Raw genomic sequence first — 17,037 nt, 5'->3', positions numbered from 1 at the left:
CCTGAACGTCATAACGCACGGGGAATCGTTCAGATATTCAACATTTACCGACAACTTTAAGACGTTTTTTAACGGTGATAATCACTGTCATCAGGCGCTATTGCCAGAGAATCACACGGCATTGCGCGCTTTATCACCTTTTTAAATTTTGGCTTAGCGTGCAAACACTGTTTTTTATCGTTGCTTGCACTTACTCACACTCTGTGTAAATAACCCCACGTTGTATTGACGTTCATTGCAACTGTTGACAAATTGATGCGTCAATAAGATGCAGAGACGGCCAGCGCTGGCAGGTTCCACGGCGTCAGCGCTACAACAATAACCGCTCGCATTTTGGTCATTACATAACTGACCTGCCCGAACCGCATAAAAAAATCAGAGGTCGGGCGACGCACACAACATCACATCACAATGGAGCAAAACATGATCAACTCCCTGGCCAAATCCAGGATGCTGAAGGTCGGTCTTAGCCTGATTGCTATGACCGTGGCCGCGGGCGTTCAGGCGAAAACCCTCGTTTACTGTTCAGAAGGTTCGCCGGAAGGCTTCAACCCGCAGCTGTTCACATCCGGCACCACTTACGATGCCAGCTCAGTACCGATCTACAACCGTCTGGTTGAGTTCAAAACCGGTACCACTGAGCTGCAGCCGGGCCTGGCAGAAAAATGGGACGTCAGCGAAGATGGTAAAACCTATACCTTCCATCTGCGTCAGGGCGTGAAGTGGCAAACCACCAAAGACTTCAAGCCGACCCGCACCTTCAACGCTGATGACGTCGTGTTCTCCTTCGAGCGCCAGCTCGATAAAAACAACAAGTACCACGGTGTCTCCGGCGGCAGCTACGAATACTTCGAAGGCATGGACATGCCGAAGCTGATCGCCAAAATCGAAAAAGTGGATGACTACACCGTACGCTTCACGCTGACCCGTCCGGAAGCGCCGTTCCTCGCCGACCTTGGCATGGACTTCGCGTCAATCCTGTCGAAAGAGTACGCCGACAACATGCTGAAAGCCGGCACGCCAGAAAAACTGGACCTCAACCCGGTGGGTACCGGTCCGTTCGTGCTGCAGCAGTACCAGAAAGACTCACGTATTCTGTACAAAGCCAACCCGGACTTCTGGGGCACCAAGCCAAAAATCGATCGCTTGGTGTTCTCCATCACGCCAGATGCTTCAGTGCGCTACGCCAAACTGCAGAAAGGCGAGTGTCAGGTGATGCCGTATCCCAACCCGGCTGATATCGCCAGCATGAAGAAAGACACCAAAATCAACCTGATGGAACAGCCAGGGCTGAACGTCGGTTACCTGTCTTTCAACACCGAGAAAAAACCGCTGGATAACGTCAAAGTGCGTCAGGCTCTGACCATGGCGGTGAACAAGCAAGCGATCATTGATGCGGTCTATCAGGGCGCCGGTCAGGCAGCGAAAAACCTGATCCCACCAACCATGTGGGGCTACAACAATGACGTCAAAGACTACGCTTACGATCCGGCCAAAGCCAAAGAGCTGCTGAAAGAAGCGGGCATGCCGGATGGCTTCAGCATTGACCTGTGGGCGATGCCGGTACAGCGTCCGTACAACCCGAACGCCCGTCGTATGGCGGAAATGGTTCAGGCTGACTGGGCGAAAATCGGCGTGAAAGCCAAAATCGTTACTTTCGAGTGGGGCGAGTACCTGAAGCGTGCTAAAGCCGGTGAACACCAGACCGTGATGATGGGCTGGACCGGTGATAACGGGGATCCGGATAACTTCTTCGCCACCCTGTTCAGCTGCGCGGCAGCGAAAGACGGTTCCAACTACTCACGCTGGTGCTACAAGCCGTTTGAAGATCTGATTCAGCCAGCACGTGCTGAAGCCGATCACAACAAACGTATTGAGCTCTACAAGCAGGCGCAGGTGGTAATGCACGACCAGGCGCCAGCACTGATCATCGCGCACTCAACCGTGTACGAGCCAGTGAGCAAGAAAGTGAGTGGCTATGTGGTTGATCCATTAGGTAAACATCACTTCGAAAACGTCGACATCCAGGAATAACCTTTCGGATTATCGCGGTCAGGGCCAGCATGGCTGGCCCTCGGGCGGCACCTTCGCCGCCCGTACTCCGCACTTTATTTCCGGCTAATTTCTTATAAACCCTCAATACCTTGCGCTGATGCAGCGTGAAGTATGACGGGGATTTTGAAGCGCTTCTTGCGTCGCGTCCGGCTATGCCGGCTGCGGATTGTGAGCAATGTAGTCCATGGCGTTAGCGCCACGGAAAATGACTGAGAATCCGGCTTATGCTGCAATTCATACTCCGACGTCTGGGCCTTGTCATCCCGACGTTCATCGGTATTACATTATTGACCTTTGCCTTCGTTCACCTGATCCCCGGCGACCCGGTGCTGATCATGGCCGGTGAACGCGGTATCTCCCCCGAACGTCATGCGCAGCTGATGGCCCAGTTTGGTCTCGATCAGCCGATGTGGAAACAGTACATCACTTACATCAACGGCGTGCTGCATGGCGACCTCGGCATCTCGCTGAAAAGCCGCATCCCGGTGTGGGATGAGTTCGTGCCGCGCTTTAAAGCCACGCTTGAGCTGGGCATCTGCGCCATGATCTTCGCCGTTGCCGTGGGTATTCCGGTCGGCGTGCTGGCGGCGGTGAAACGCGGCTCAATTTTCGATCACACCGCCGTGGGCATCTCGCTGACCGGCTACTCAATGCCGATCTTCTGGTGGGGCATCATGCTGATCATGCTGGTGTCGGTGCAGCTCAACCTGACGCCGGTCTCCGGCCGCGTCAGCGACACCATCTTCCTTGACGACAGCCATCCGCTCACCGGCTTTATGCTGATTGATACGCTGCTGTGGGGCGAAGAGGGCGATTTCAAAGATGCGGTGATGCACATGATCCTGCCGGCCATCGTGCTGGGTACCATTCCGCTGGCGGTGATTGTGCGTATGACGCGCTCCTCGATGCTGGAAGTGCTGGGTGAAGATTACATCCGCACCGCGCGCGCCAAAGGCCTGACGCGCATGCGCGTGATCGTGGTGCACGCGCTGCGTAACGCCATGCTGCCGGTGGTCACGGTGATCGGGCTGCAGGTGGGCACGCTGCTGGCGGGCGCCATCCTCACCGAAACCATCTTCTCCTGGCCGGGACTCGGCCGCTGGCTGATCGAAGCACTGCAGCGCCGTGATTATCCGGTGGTGCAGGGCGGCGTGCTGCTGGTGGCAATCCTGATCATTCTGGTCAACCTGCTGGTTGATCTGTTGTACGGCGTGGTGAATCCGCGCATCCGTCATAAGAAATAAGGGGGAATCATGTCTGCTGTTGATCCCGCAAGCGTCACCGCTGCACCGAAGCCGATGACCCCGATTCAGGAATTCTGGCACTATTTTAAACGTAACAAAGGCGCGGTTATCGGCCTGGTTTACATCATTCTGATGCTGCTGATCGCCATCTTCGCCGATGTGCTGGCACCGCATGCCCCGGCTGAGCAGTTCCGCGATGCGCTGTTGCACCCGCCGGTGTGGCAGGAAGGCGGCAGCTGGAAATTTATTCTGGGCACCGATGACGTCGGCCGTGACATCCTGTCGCGCCTGATGTTTGGTGCGCGCCTGTCGCTGCTGGTGGGCTGCATGGTGGTGGTACTGTCGCTGATTCTGGGGGTGATTTTCGGTCTGATGGCCGGTTATCTCGGCGGCGTGGTGGATGCAGTGATCATGCGCCTCGTCGACATCATGCTGGCGCTGCCAAGCCTGCTGCTGGCGCTGGTGCTGGTGGCCATCTTTGGCCCGTCGATTGTCAACGCCTCACTGGCGATCACCTTCGTTGCGCTGCCGCACTACATTCGCCTGACGCGCGCGGCGGTGCTGGTGGAAGTCAATCGCGACTACGTAACCGCCTCCAGCGTGGCCGGTGCCGGTACGCTGCGCCAGATGTTCATCAATATTCTGCCTAACTGCCTGGCACCGCTGATCGTGCAGGCGTCGTTAGGTTTCTCCAACGCCATCCTGGATATGGCCGCGTTGGGCTTTCTCGGTATGGGGGCGCAGCCGCCGACGCCGGAGTGGGGCACCATGCTCTCCGACGTGTTGCAGTATGCGCAGAGTGCCTGGTGGGTCGTGACCTTCCCCGGAGTGGTCATCCTGCTGACGGTTCTGGCCTTTAACCTCATGGGCGATGGTTTGCGTGATGCACTCGACCCGAAACTCAAGCAGTAAAGAGGCACCGAGATGGCGTTATTAAATGTAGAAAAACTGTCGGTGCATTTCGGCGACGAAAAGGCACCCGTTCCGTGCGGTTGACCGCATCAGCTACCAGGTAGAACAGGGCCAGGTCGTCGGGATTGTCGGCGAGTCCGGCTCCGGTAAATCGGTCAGCTCGCTGGCGATCATGGGGCTGATTGACTATCCCGGCCGCGTGAAAGCGGAGAAGCTGGAGTTCAATCAGCGCGACCTGCAGCGCATCTCCGAAAAAGAGCGCCGCCAGCTGGTGGGCGCAGAAGTGGCGATGATCTTCCAGGACCCGATGACCAGCCTCAACCCGTGCTATACAGTGGGCTACCAGATCATGGAAGCGCTGAAGGTGCATCAGGGCGGCAGCAAGCGCACACGGCGTCAGCGTGCCATCGACCTGCTGGAGCAGGTGGGCATTCCCGATCCGGCGTCGCGACTTGATGTCTATCCGCATCAGCTGTCTGGCGGCATGAGCCAGCGCGTGATGATCGCCATGGCCATTGCCTGTAAGCCGAAGCTGCTGATTGCCGATGAGCCAACCACGGCGCTCGACGTAACTATTCAGGCGCAAATCATCGAACTGCTGCTGGAGTTACAGAAGCAGGAGAACATGGCGCTGATCCTGATCACGCACGATCTGGCGCTGGTGGCCGAAGCGGCGCAGCACATCATCGTGATGTACGCCGGTCAGGTGGTGGAGAGCGGCAAAGCGGTGGATATCTTTAAAGCGCCGCGTCACCCGTATACGCAGGCGCTGCTGCGTGCGCTGCCGGAGTTTGCCGCCGACAAAGCGCGGCTGGCGTCGCTGCCGGGCGTGGTGCCGGGCAAGTATGACCGCCCTAACGGCTGTCTGCTCAATCCGCGCTGCCCGTACGTGACCGACCGCTGCCGTACTGAAGAACCTGAGCTGCGCGATATTCCGGGCCGCCAGTCCAAATGTCACTTCCCACTGGATGATGCCGGGAGACCGACTTATGAGTCTTGATAACACGAAGCAGGATTACCTGCTGCAGGCGATTGACCTGAAAAAACACTATCCGGTGAAAAAGGGCCTGTTCGGCCAGGAGCGCCTGGTGAAGGCGCTGGACGGCGTCTCCTTTAACCTCGAGCGTGGCAAAACGCTGGCGGTGGTGGGCGAATCCGGCTGCGGTAAATCCACGCTGGGTCGCCTGCTGACGATGATTGAAACGCCGACCGCCGGCGAGTTGTACTGGCACGGGCAGGATCTGCTGAAACACGATCCGCAGGCGCAAAAGCTGCGCCGGCAGAAAATCCAGATTGTGTTCCAGAACCCGTATGGCTCGCTCAATCCGCGTAAGAAAATCAGCCAGATTCTGGAAGAGCCGCTGGTGATCAATACCGCGCTGAGCAAAGCGGAACGGCGGGAAAAAACGCTGGAGATGATGGCCAAAGTGGGCCTGAAAACCGAGCACTACGATCGCTATCCGCACATGTTCTCCGGCGGTCAGCGCCAGCGTATCGCTATTGCGCGCGGCCTGATGCTCGATCCCGACGTGCTGATTGCCGATGAGCCGGTCTCGGCGCTCGACGTCTCGGTGCGCGCTCAGGTGCTCAACCTGATGATGGATTTACAGCAGGATCTCGGCCTGTCCTATGTGTTCATCTCGCATGACCTGTCGGTGGTGGAGCACATCGCCGACGAAGTCATGGTGATGTACCTCGGACGCTGTGTGGAGAAGGGCAGCAAAGAGGCGATCTTCAGCAACCCGCGCCATCCGTATACCCAGGCGCTGCTGTCAGCCACGCCACGCCTCAATCCGGACGAACGCCGCGAGCGCATCAAACTGACCGGTGAGCTGCCGAGCCCGCTGAATCCGCCGCCGGGCTGCGCTTTCAACGCACGCTGCCGCCGTCGTTTCGGTACCTGCGTGCAACTGCAGCCGAAACTGAAGCAGTATGGTGAGCAGCAAATCGCCTGCTTCGCCGTCGACCAGGATGAGAATCAGCCGGTGGCGACGCCGTAATTACGGCCAGCCAGTGCGAAAGGCTCCTGCGGGAGCCTTTGTTATTGGTGGCCTGATACATGAGTAAAATTAACCTGACGTGTCTTAATCGCCTGCGATGGCAGAAATGTATTACGCGACTGAATCTTTAAAACACTGGTCCTGAACCACAGCGAAAAGGTTAAGGCAAATTCTGAATCCGTGCCGCATTGTGTGAGCGCCGTCACGGCCAGAGATAACTGCACATCTCAATGATATGTTGTTTACTATCAGTTAATTACCCTAATTATCTTCCGGCTGCTATTTCCGTTAATCGATTTTTATTAATCCTGCTCAATTAATCAGTGCATGCTTTTTGCATCTGCATATTTTCAATCTTTCAGATAAAACTCTTTTGTCGAATCTGCGGTTTTAATAATCAGAATTCTCTCACCGTGTCTTAACGTGTGTGTTATATTCGCGGAAATTACCCCTCCGCTTTAACAGGCTCTGATCATGAAGAACTACGACGATCTGCAGCGTTTCCAGGAAAAAACGCAAACGCTGGACATTGCTTTTAAGGATATGTCCGGGCAATCGCTGGAAGCCGATCACAGCCAGTGGGCGATCATCCGTCAGCTGGCGACGGATGATGAGCCGGAGCTGGGTAGCGGCCAGCGCGTCGATCTGCCGCAGCCGCAGCCGATTCGCGGCGATGAGTTTGTCGCGCCGCCGCAGGCTCTCAATCCGGCGCCCGTCGCCCGCAGTGAAAAGGCATCGCTGCTGCAGAGCCTCGCCGCCAGCGCGCCGGCACCCGACACAGAAACACCGCGCAGCGCGTTATTCCCGCCAGCAAGCAGCGCGCCCACTGCCGCGCCCGTGTCGTCGCTGGCACCGGCAGCCACGCACGTAGCGCGTCAGGCGGCCACTTCACTGTTCCCACCGCCGCCGGTCAGCGCGCCGGTCGCTGAACAGGCGGTCGCCCCTGCTGCCGCAGCACCGGCCACTGCGCCCGCCGTGATGCAGCCGGAGCCTGCTACGCCCTCGCGCTTTGGCGCACTGTTCCGCTCGCGTGCGGCGGAACCGGTTCATTTATCTAAAGAAACACTGCTCAAACCGTTACTGGAGAAGATCGCGCTATGCCATTAGTTTGTGTGTGCTCGCCAAAAGGGGGAGTAGGAAAAACCACCATGGCGGCCAACCTGGCCTGGAGTCTGGCGCGTGCCGGCAGCAAAGTGCTGGCGATCGATTTTGACGTACAAAATGCGCTGCGCCTGCATTTTGGCGTACCGCTGCACGACAGCCGCGGCTTTGTGGCGCGCTCGGAAGAGCAGGCTGACTGGAGTCAGTCGATCCTTACCACCGGCAGCAACATCTTTGTCATGCCTTACGGTGAAGTGACTGAAGCGCAGCGTGAGCGCTTCGAACACAACCTGGCGCACGATGCCCATTTCTTAAAACGCGGCCTGGATACCGTTCTGAATTATCCGGGTCTGGTGATTATTGCAGATTTTCCGCCGGGACCCGGTCCGGCGCTGAAAGCCATGCAGGCGCTGGCCGATATGCATTTAGTGGTGATGCTGGCGGATACCGCCTCGGTGGCGCTGCTGCCGCAAATTGAAAACCATCGCATGATTGGCCAGCCATTAAATAATCAGCACGGTCATTATTTCGTGCTCAACCAAAGTGATAATCGCCGGAATATCAGCCGTGAAGTGACCGCATTTATGCAGCAGCGGCTGGGCGATAATTTACTCGGCGTGGTGCACCGCGATGAAAGCGTGGCTGAGGCCAATGCCTCGCAGCAGTCAATCTATGATTTCAGCCCGGCTTCGGCAGCGGCGTTTGATATTGAACTGGTGGCAAAACGGGTAGCGAATATCCTGAATATCAACGTAGGCAACGGCGAAGTTCAGGCACCGATCCGCAGTCATTATTAACAAGCCCGGCCGCCAGCGGCCTGGTTCAAATAATAACAACACAGCTTTTTCAGGGTGAATCATGAGTAAACTCGGGTTTTACCTGCTGCTGCTGGTGCTTGCACCGGTCGCTGCGGTAATCGTCATCACGCCTATGGACAGCCAGAAACAGTATATTTTTGGTTTGATCAGTATTGGCATGATGTTTTTACTGGGCTTCAGTAAAAGCCGTAAAATAACCATTGTGATGGTTTTTCTTTCCGCGCTGATGTCGACCCGATATATCTGGTGGCGCACCACGGAAACGCTGCAGTTTAATTCCGAGATTGAAGCGATTCTCGGTATCGGCTTATATCTGGCCGAGCTGTACGTCTGGCTGATCTTAATTCTCGGCTTCCTGCAAACCAGCTGGCCATTAAAACGCACCATCGAACCGCTGCCGGATGATACCCGCTTGTGGCCGACGGTCGATGTCTACGTGCCGACCTATAACGAAAGCCTCGACGTGGTGCGGGATACCGTGCTGGCGGCGCAGTGTATCGACTACCCGCGCGATAAGATCAAAGTTTACCTGCTGGATGATGGCAAACGCAGCGAGTTCGCGGTATTTGCCGCCGACGTTGGCGTCGGCTATATCACGCGTGACGATAACCGCCACGCCAAAGCCGGCAACCTCAATCACGCCATGAAAATCACCAAAGGCGAGCTGATTTGCGTGTTTGACTGCGACCACGTGGCAACGCGCACGTTCCTGCAGGCCACCGTCGGTCCGTTCCTGAAAGATCCGAAGCTGGCGCTGCTGCAGACGCCGCACTACTTTTATTCGCCGGATCCGTTCGAACGTAACCTGCGCGCCGCGCGCAGCATCCCGAATGAGGGCTCGCTGTTTTACGGCCCGGTGCAGCAGGGCAACGACAACTGGAACGCCACGTTCTTCTGCGGCTCCTGTGCGGTGATCCGCCGCAGCGCGCTGGAACAGATTGGCGGCTTCGCGGTGGAAACCGTCACCGAGGATGCGCATACCGCGCTGAAAATGCAGCGTCTCGGCTGGGGCTCGGCGTTCCTGGCAATTCCGCTGGCGGCGGGACTGGCGACCGAACGTCTGGGCCTGCACGTGATTCAGCGTACCCGCTGGGCGCGCGGCATGACGCAGATTTTCCGCGTCGACAATCCGCTGCTGGGCCGTGGGCTCAAGTGGCAGCAGCGTCTGTGCTACCTCAACGCCATGCTGCACTTCCAGTTTGGCCTGCCGCGCGTGGCGTTCCTCACTGCGCCGCTGGCTTACCTGCTGTTTAACCTGAATATTATCCACTCGTCGGCGTCACTCATTTTCGCTTACGTACTGCCGCATCTGGTGATGTCGCTGTACGTCAACTCGCGCATGAACGGCAAATTCCGCTACACCTTCTGGGGTGAAATCTACGAAACCGTGATGTGCTTCCACCTGGTGATTCCGACGCTGCTGACCCTGCTGTCGCCAAAGCACGGCAAATTCAACGTGACGGATAAAGGCGGTCTGCTGGACCAGGGCTTCTTTGACTTCCACATCGTGCGGCCTCACGTCATCGTTGCCGCGCTGCTGTCGATTGGTATCGTGGCCGGCGTGGTGCGCGCCGTGGCGCATGATTACTTCGGGGTGGACCCGTACGTGATTGCGCTCAACGTCGGCTGGGCGGTGTTCAGCCTGATCATCCTGATGGCAGCGATTGCCGTGGCGCGTGAAACCAAACAGGTGCGTAAAACCATTCGTATCGAGGTGCAGATCCCGGCGGTGATTCACTATGCCAGCGGCATCTCTTCGCGCACGCAAACCAGCGATCTGTCGATGGGCGGCGCGCAGCTGGATGCGCCGGACAACCGGCATGAGCACGATGAAATCGAAGAGATCGATCTGCTGCTGAAATCGGGTGCCATCACCATTCCGGTGAGCAAGATCTCCGGTGATGAGGAGACCATTCGCCTGCGCTTTGGCGCGATGCCGCTGGCGCGCCGCCGTGAACTGGTGCGCGTGGTGCTGGCGCGGGCCGATGCGTGGATCCAGCCGGAATATAAGCAGGACAATCCGCTGGTGTCGCTCGGCACCATCATCCGTACCGTCTTTGAGCTGTTCTGGCTGAGCTGGAAAGATCGCCGTGAGGCGCGCAAGCGTGATGGCCAGGCAACGGCCAAAGAGGACAGCGCAGCATGAAAACATTGACGTACACGCTGCTGGCCAGCGCGCTGACCACCACGCTGCTGCTCGCCCCTGCCTGGGCAGAGACGCCGGCGGTAACCCAGGACAGTGCCGCGCTCTCTGACGTACCGCCGCCGCAGGGGCTGGATGGCAGTGCCGATCCGCAGCTGAAGCAGGCCGCGGGCGACGCGCCGTACACGCCGGGCGATGCAGCGCCGGTGCAGGAAAATACAGCACCCGCACAGTCGGCAGAGTCAGCAACGCCAGCAGCATCGGCTGCGCCTGACATCGTCATACCGCAGGTGGCTGCGGAGGCACCGGCTGCCGCTGAGCCCGCTGGCGCGCTGTTAAACCAGCCGGTGAGCAGCACCATTTCGGTGGCGCAGATGGGGCAGCCGCGCGGCATCACCCTGACCGGCGGCCAGCTGCAGTCCGGTATTCTGTTTACCCTGCCGGGCGATGAGGTGATCACTAATGCGCGGCTCAACCTGTCGCTGCGCGTCTCTGCCGCGCTGGCGGCGCGCAACACGTCGCTGCAGCTGATGCTCAACGGCCAGCCGCTCGGCACGCTGCCGCTGGGTGCCAGCGACAGCGATGTCAGCGACTATCAGCTGGATATTCCGGCGGCGATGGTGGTTTCCAGTAATAACCTCAGCTTTAAAATCAACGATGCCGACAAGCTGCTGTGCGAAAAAGAGAGCGCGCAGCAGTATCAGGTCACCATTCTGCCGAAAACCACGCTCAGCCTTGAAGGCCAGCAGCTCAACATCGGCACCAGCCTGCGCAACTTCCCGCGTCCGTTTATTGATGTGCAGCGCATGACGCCCGCCAGCGTGACCTTTGGTTTTGCCGCTAACGTTTCGCCGGATAGCGTCAGCGCCGCCGCGCTGGTGGCTTCCTGGCTCGGCATTCAGTCGGATTACCGTGGCATCCGTTTCCCGGTGGTGCGCGGCGATCTGCCCGAGCACAACGGTATCCTGATCGGCCACCCGGGTGACAAAATCGGCAGCGTGACGCTGCCCGCAGCCCGTGGTCCGCTGCTGCAGGTGATCGATAACCCTAACAATCCGGTGTACAAACTGCTGCTGGTGGTCGGTGCAGATGATGCCCAGCTGCGCCAGGCGGCCAACCGCCTGACCACGCAGCCGCTGGCCACCGATGCCAGCAGCCTGAACGTACCGCCGCAGCCGATTAGCACGCGCAAACCGTACGACGCACCGCGCTGGATCAACACCAGCCGCCCGGTGCGCCTCAGCGAGCTGCTGCGTAAAGATCAGAGCCTGACCACCACCGGTATCTGGCACGATGCGCTGCGGGTTAACTTCCGCGCGGCGCCGGATCTGTTCCTGTGGGACGGCGACGCGATTCCGGTCAATCTGCACTACCGTTTCCCGTCCGAAAGCTGGATTGATGAAAACAATTCGTTCCTCAACGTCACGCTGAACGGCACTTTCCTGCGCAACCTGACGGTGAATAAAGTCGGGCTGCTGGAGAGCGCCTGGCACCGGCTGGGCGGCGATGCACGTCAGGAGCAGTACACGCTGAAGCTGGAGCCATACCTGATTTACGGCGACAACCAGCTGGCGCTCTACTTCAACATCAAGCCAAAGGCGGATGCGCCGTGCGGCGTGCTGCTCAACAACAACATCAAGAGCCGTATCGAAGAGGATTCGTGGATCGATCTGAGCCACACGCGCCACTTCACCATGCTGCCGAACCTGTCGTACTTCGTCGGTGCTTCGTTCCCGTTCTCGCGGCTGGCGGATTTTTCGCAAACCACGCTGCTGCTGCCGGAGGCGCCGGGTGATGCCGAGATCGCCACGCTGCTGGACATGGCCGCGCGCGCCGGTAACGCCACCGGCGTGCCGCTGCTGCAGAACCAGGTATTGTTCGGCCTGCCGAATGGCGGCACCAATCTGACGCGCCTGCAGCACAGCGATGTACTGGCGGTGAGCACCATGCAGCACAGCGCCTTCACGCAGCAGATGCTGGCCGGCACCGCTTACCAGACCAGCGGCAACACGCTGGGCGTTAAAGAGCCGACCAGCGTCGATAAGCTGCGCGGCTGGCTGACCGGTGACTGGTCTCGCCAGCAGCTGGATGCCGATCGCTACTTCTCCTCAAATGAAGCGTGGCGCGGCTTTGTCAGCTATCGCTCACCGTGGAGCGCCGATCGTCTGGTGGTGATGACGGTCGCCACCAGCGATCAGCAGCTGCTGCGTTTGCACGATGATTTGAATTCGGCGCGCATCAACGCCGGCATTCGCGGTGATACCGCCATCATCACCGATGAGAACGGCATCCGCAGCTTCCGCGTCGGGCCGCAGTTCCCGAGCGGTGAAATGCCGTGGTACATGATGGTGGTGTGGTATGCCAACCAGCACTCGGTACTGATGGCGCTGGCAGCGCTGCTGCTGTCGGCGCTGATCGGCAGTGCGGCCTGGGTGATGCTGAAGCGCCACGCGTGGCGCCGTCTCCACCCGCAAGACGATAGCCACTCCGGCCGGAAGTAAGGATAAAAATAATGAAAAAACAGCTGATAAGTGCCGGTATTCGTCAGGCGTTCCTGCTGGGCGGCGCGCTGACGTTCTCACAGCCGCTGCTGGCGGCGGAGAGCACCAATCCGGCGTTACAGGCACTGTTCGACCAGGCGGCCTACTGGCATCAGAAAGCGCATGACGATCTGGCGAAAGCCTCGCTGCAAAAAATCCTGATGGTGGAGCCGAACAATACCCAGGCGCTGTATCTGCTGGCGCTCTATTCACAGCAAAGCGGCAGCGCGGCCGATGCGGCACAGTGGCGCGCCCGCCTGAGTGCGGTTTCGCCTAACGATCCGCATCTGACGGAACTGGACAATGCGCGGCAGCTGCAGAGCATTCCGCAGGCGCAGCTGTCGCTGGCGCGTCAGCAGGCGCGCAGCGGTAACATCGCCGCCGCGCTGCAAACCTGGCGCAACACCTTCAGCGGCAACGAGCCGCCACCGAGCGTGGCGGCAGAATATTATCTGACCATGGCCGGCGACCGCACGCTGCTGCCCCAGGCGGTGGAGGCGCTGCGGCAGTTTGCCGCTGATCATCCGCAGGATACCGGCGCTCAGCTGGCGCTGGGCAAAGCGCTGACCTATCAGGAAGCGACGCGCCGCCAGGGCATTGATGTGCTGGCCAGCATGGCGGACGGTAATAAAGAGGCCGATCGCTCGCTGCGTCAGGCGCTGCTGTGGCTGGCGCCCCAGGCGTCAGACGCCACGCTGTATCAGACCTGGCAGCAGCGCCATCCGCAGGACAGTGCAGTGGTGGATTACTACCGCAAAAATGTCGGCGGCGCGGAGAAGGGCGCGGGCTTTAGCGCGCTGAACAGCGGCGACGTCAGCGGTGCGCAGAACAACTTTGAAAAAGTGCTGCAGGCCAACCCGCAGGACGCCGATGCGCTGGCCGGTATGGGCTACGTGGCGCAGCGCGCCGGACGCTACGCCGAAGCCGCCGATTATCTGACGCGCGCCGCACAGCTGGGCGGCGATCAGAGCCAGCAGCGTCAGCAGCAGGCGGCCGACGCCCGCTTTTACGCGCAGCTGGCGAATGCCCAGCAGGCGCTGAAAAACGGTGACAGCGCGCAGGCGCTGGCGCTGAGTGAGCCGCTGACGCAGGCCGAGGGCGAAAAAGGCATATCGGCGAAGCTGTTCCGCGCTGATGTGCTGCGCCGCAGCAATCAGCTGCAGCAGGCGGAGCAAACCTACCGGGCCATTCTGCAGAGCGATGCCGATAACCGCAGCGCCAAAGAGGGACTGTTTTACGTGCTGCGCCAGCAAAACCGCAGCGCCGAAGCCAACAGCCTGCTGGCATCATTGCCCGACAGCGTGCGCCAGAGCGTGGCACCGCGCGGTAACAGCAGCGATCCGCTGCGTGCGCAGGCAAAACGCGAGCTGGCGGCAGGCAACCGCAGTGCGGCCATCGCCACGCTGAACAGCGCCATTCAGCGCTATCCCAGCGACGGCTGGCTGCGACTCGATCTGGCGCGCATCTACCGCGCGCAGGGCGATAGTTTACTGGCTGCCAACGTCATGCAGCCGACCCTGCGCAGCGGTGCCAGCACCAGCGAGCTGTATGCCGGTGCGCTCAACGCCAGCGAGAGCGGTGCCTGGCAGCAGGCCAGCCAGCTGCTGGCGCGCATTCCCAACGGCAGCAAGAACAGCGAGATGCGCGAACTGGCGCAGCGCGTGAATTTCAATCTGCAAATGGCCACCGCCGATCGCTATCTGGCGCAGGGCTCTGACGCGGCAGCGGCCAATACGCTGCGCGCGCTGGCCGCCACGCCGCCCGCCAATCCGGTCGATGCCGGTAATCTGGCACAGAAACTGGCCAAAGCCGGCGATCTCACCACGGCGGTGACGGTGGTGCGCGGCAACATGCAGCGCGGCGTGCAGGGCAACGCCGGTGATTACGCCGCGCAGGTGGCGGTACTGAATCAGGCGGGACTGACGACAGAAGCGCAGAGCTTCCTCAGCAGTCCGGAGCTGCAGGCGCGCAGTACGCCCACGCAGCTGGCCGGCATCCGCAACGGTTATCTCATCAATGAAGTCGATCGCCTGCGCGAGCAGAAGCAGTACGCCGCCGCCTATGACAAGCTGGTGGGCGCGCTGCAGCACGATCCGCAGAACCGCGATCTGATGTTTGCCATGGCGCGTCTGTATCAGTCCGGCAAGATGAACAAAGAAGCGGGCGTGGTGTATGACTATCTGCTGACGCAGGATACGCCCACTCAGGATGCGCGCACCGGTGCTATTGATGTGGCGCTGGCGCAGAACGACGTCGACAAAGCGAACACCTTAACCCGCGGCCTGCGCAATGAGCAGACGCCGGATCGCCTGTTACTGCTGGCGCGCGTGGCGGAAGCTAACGGCGAGCACAGCCAGGCGATGAGCTACCTGCGCAGCGCGCGCGGCCAGCTGATTGGTCTGCAGGGCGCACAGAGCGGCAGCGTGCCGACCGTTGGCGGTCTGGCGCTGGCGGACAATCCGTTTATCAACCGCAGCACCTCGCCGGTGTCCGGTTCGCCTTCCAGCTATGGCACGGTAATGCCGTGGCAAACGGCCCCGGCGACCAGCAGCAGCGCGCAGGACGTCACGCTGGCGAGCACCACGCCGGCGGTCCGGCAGAGCCAGACGCTGCGCCAGATTGACGAGATGATGGACAATCTGCAGGAGAAAACCGGCACCTGGGTACAGGGGCAGATGCAGGTGCGCGGACGCGACGGCGAATCGGGGCTCAGCAAGCTGACCGAAGCCAAAGCGCCACTGACCTTCTCGACCGTGCCGTTCGGCGAGTCGCGCTTCGACTTTACGATGACGCCGGTGTCGCTCACCGCTGGCAGTGCGGCCGGTGATGCGTGGCGTCGCTTCGGCAGCAACGCGCTGGTGCAGGGCAATGTGGTGGCATCCGGCGCGGCCAAAATAGACGACACGCCGTCTTCGTCGACCGATTCGCAAAAGGCCACCGGCGTGGAACTGAATATGGCGCTGAAGGGCGACAGCTATAAGATCGATCTCGGCAGCACGCCGCTCGGCCAGGATCTCAGTACGCTGGTGGGCGGCGTGCAGTGGTCACCGAAGCTGACCGATTTCCTGACGCTGATCCTCACCGGTGAACGCCGCGCCATGACCGACAGTCTGCTGTCGTACGTTGGCGTAGAGGACAAGACCAGCGGCAAGCGCTGGGGGCGCGTCACCAAAAACGGCGGCAACGCCATGCTGAGCTTCGATAACGGCGACGCGGGTTTCTACGTCGGCGGCGGTGCTTACAGCTATCTGGGCGAGAACGTGGCGAGCAACAACAGCGTGCAGGCCACGGCTGGCGCTTACGTGCGGCCTTTCCACTACGACGACCGCGAGCTAAAGGTCGGCATGAGCCTGTCGTGGATGGATTTCTCCAAAAACCTGAGTTACTTCAGCTACGGTCAGGGCGGCTATTTCAGTCCGCAGAATTATGCCGCGGTGTCGTTCCCTGTCGACTTCAGCCGCAAGTTTGATGACCTGAAAGTCAACGTTGGCGGTTCGGTCGGCTATCAGTCGTACAGCCAGGACAAGAGCGCGTATTTCCCCAACGATCCGTCGCTGCAGTCCCAGCTGCAAAGCCTCGCCGATCAGGGCTTTGTCAAAAGCGCCTACTATAGCGGTGAGAGCAAAAACGGCATTGGCTATAACCTGCACGCCGGTGCCGATTATAAGATTAATAAAGATGTCACCATCGGCGGCCAGCTCGGCTATGACACCTTTGGCGATTACAACGAAAGCACAGCCAATCTGTACTTCCGTTATCTGTTTGGAGACAACTAATGAGTGAGCAACCGGGCGCACGCATCAGCCATCCGTATCAGCCGGGCTGGTTTGATCTGGTCAGCGTGATGATTGAGAGCATGCTGGATAACGCTGGCGCGGAGGCGGAAGCCTTCCTCAACGGCGTGGGCGAATTGCTGGCAACGCGCTATCCTTTGCCGGAGGCGCGCACCGTGCAGGATCTGGAGCGCGAAATTAATCTTCAGCTGGCGCGCTTTAACTGGGGCTTTGTTCAGCTGCAGCCGCAGCAGAACGCGATTATGCTTGAGCACCATGCCCTGCCGCAGGGCGACAGCCAGCTTGATGCAGAACGCTGGCAGCTGGCGCTGAGCGCAGTGCTGGCCGGCGTGTACGCGCAGTGGCTACGTGCGCAGGGTGGTAGCGCGGCGGTACCGCTGACGCTGGAAAAAATCGACGGCGGCACGCTGCATTATCGATACCAATAGGA

At 59.7% G+C, this 17,037-nt stretch carries 10 protein-coding genes and 1 pseudogene; all 11 read left to right on the top strand.

Translation table 11 applies throughout. From position 1 onward, the window contains the following. The first annotated feature begins 423 nt into the window (after positions 1-423). The 11 genes and pseudogenes from dppA (at position 424) to bcsD (ending at position 17,035) form a co-directional block, all read left to right on the top strand. A complete protein-coding gene (gene dppA, locus ABVR31_RS18630; protein WP_058758078.1) occupies positions 424-2,034 on the top strand; it encodes a dipeptide ABC transporter periplasmic-binding protein DppA in 1,611 nt (536 codons plus the stop codon). 245 nt (positions 2,035-2,279) lie between these two features. Further along, the gene (dppB, locus tag ABVR31_RS18625; RefSeq protein WP_021507021.1) at positions 2,280-3,299 is read left to right on the top strand and encodes a dipeptide ABC transporter permease DppB; all 1,020 of its coding nucleotides are present in this window, start codon (positions 2,280-2,282) and stop codon (positions 3,297-3,299) included. 9 nt (positions 3,300-3,308) lie between these two features. Further along, positions 3,309-4,211, top strand: a complete 903-nt coding sequence (dppC, locus tag ABVR31_RS18620) for a dipeptide ABC transporter permease DppC (RefSeq protein WP_021507020.1) — start codon at positions 3,309-3,311, stop codon at positions 4,209-4,211. Positions 4,212-4,223: 12 nt separating this feature from the next. Then, positions 4,224-5,211, top strand: a pseudogene (gene dppD / locus ABVR31_RS18615) (dipeptide ABC transporter ATP-binding protein). Beyond that, complete coding sequence (dppF, locus tag ABVR31_RS18610) at positions 5,201-6,211, top strand: dipeptide ABC transporter ATP-binding subunit DppF (protein ID WP_021507018.1); 1,011 nt, start codon at positions 5,201-5,203, stop codon at positions 6,209-6,211. The pseudogene dppD and the gene dppF overlap by 11 nt, the downstream one beginning before the upstream one ends. 474 nt (positions 6,212-6,685) lie before the next feature. After that, complete coding sequence (gene bcsO, locus ABVR31_RS18605; RefSeq protein WP_372773796.1) at positions 6,686-7,318, top strand: cellulose biosynthesis protein BcsO; 633 nt, start codon at positions 6,686-6,688, stop codon at positions 7,316-7,318. Then, positions 7,309-8,109: a cellulose biosynthesis protein BcsQ gene (gene bcsQ / locus ABVR31_RS18600; protein WP_031279622.1), complete on the top strand. Its 801-nt coding sequence runs from the start codon at positions 7,309-7,311 to the stop codon at positions 8,107-8,109. The genes bcsO and bcsQ overlap by 10 nt, the downstream gene beginning before the upstream one ends. 61 nt (positions 8,110-8,170) lie before the next feature. Further along, positions 8,171-10,276 carry a UDP-forming cellulose synthase catalytic subunit gene (bcsA, locus tag ABVR31_RS18595; RefSeq protein WP_021507015.1) on the top strand — a complete coding sequence of 702 codons (2,106 nt, stop codon included), beginning with the start codon at positions 8,171-8,173 and terminating at the stop codon, positions 10,274-10,276. Then, entirely contained in the window at positions 10,273-12,774 is a 2,502-nt protein-coding gene (gene bcsB, locus ABVR31_RS18590) for a cellulose biosynthesis cyclic di-GMP-binding regulatory protein BcsB (protein WP_058758081.1), read from the top strand. The genes bcsA and bcsB overlap by 4 nt, the downstream gene beginning before the upstream one ends. A gap of 11 nt (positions 12,775-12,785) precedes the next feature. Continuing rightward, positions 12,786-16,589 (top strand): cellulose synthase subunit BcsC-related outer membrane protein, encoded by a 3,804-nt coding sequence (locus ABVR31_RS18585; protein WP_372773793.1) that lies wholly within the window; start codon positions 12,786-12,788, stop codon positions 16,587-16,589. Continuing rightward, positions 16,589-17,035, top strand: a complete 447-nt coding sequence (gene bcsD / locus ABVR31_RS18580; protein ID WP_058758083.1) for a cellulose biosynthesis protein BcsD — start codon at positions 16,589-16,591, stop codon at positions 17,033-17,035. The genes ABVR31_RS18585 and bcsD overlap by 1 nt, the downstream gene beginning before the upstream one ends. Positions 17,036-17,037 lie beyond the last annotated feature (2 nt).

Source organism: Pantoea sp. WEP (assembly GCF_041678305.1).
GTDB lineage: Bacteria > Pseudomonadota > Gammaproteobacteria > Enterobacterales > Enterobacteriaceae > Pantoea > Pantoea dispersa.
The sequence above is the reverse complement of the archived record's forward strand: the minus strand, read 5'-3'. Positions and strand labels throughout refer to the sequence as shown.

What these genes read in the sequence shown, in the direction of transcription:
- dppA (WP_058758078.1), top strand. Translation starts at nt 424, where the DNA reads ATGATCAACTCCCTGGCCAAATCCAGGATGCTGAAGGTCGGTCTTAGC.
- dppB (WP_021507021.1), top strand. Translation starts at nt 2,280, where the DNA reads ATGCTGCAATTCATACTCCGACGTCTGGGCCTTGTCATCCCGACGTTC.
- dppC (WP_021507020.1), top strand. Translation starts at nt 3,309, where the DNA reads ATGTCTGCTGTTGATCCCGCAAGCGTCACCGCTGCACCGAAGCCGATG.
- dppF (WP_021507018.1), top strand. Translation starts at nt 5,201, where the DNA reads ATGAGTCTTGATAACACGAAGCAGGATTACCTGCTGCAGGCGATTGAC.
- bcsO (WP_372773796.1), top strand. Translation starts at nt 6,686, where the DNA reads ATGAAGAACTACGACGATCTGCAGCGTTTCCAGGAAAAAACGCAAACG.
- bcsQ (WP_031279622.1), top strand. Translation starts at nt 7,309, where the DNA reads ATGCCATTAGTTTGTGTGTGCTCGCCAAAAGGGGGAGTAGGAAAAACC.
- bcsA (WP_021507015.1), top strand. Translation starts at nt 8,171, where the DNA reads ATGAGTAAACTCGGGTTTTACCTGCTGCTGCTGGTGCTTGCACCGGTC.
- bcsB (WP_058758081.1), top strand. Translation starts at nt 10,273, where the DNA reads ATGAAAACATTGACGTACACGCTGCTGGCCAGCGCGCTGACCACCACG.
- ABVR31_RS18585 (WP_372773793.1), top strand. Translation starts at nt 12,786, where the DNA reads ATGAAAAAACAGCTGATAAGTGCCGGTATTCGTCAGGCGTTCCTGCTG.
- bcsD (WP_058758083.1), top strand. Translation starts at nt 16,589, where the DNA reads ATGAGTGAGCAACCGGGCGCACGCATCAGCCATCCGTATCAGCCGGGC.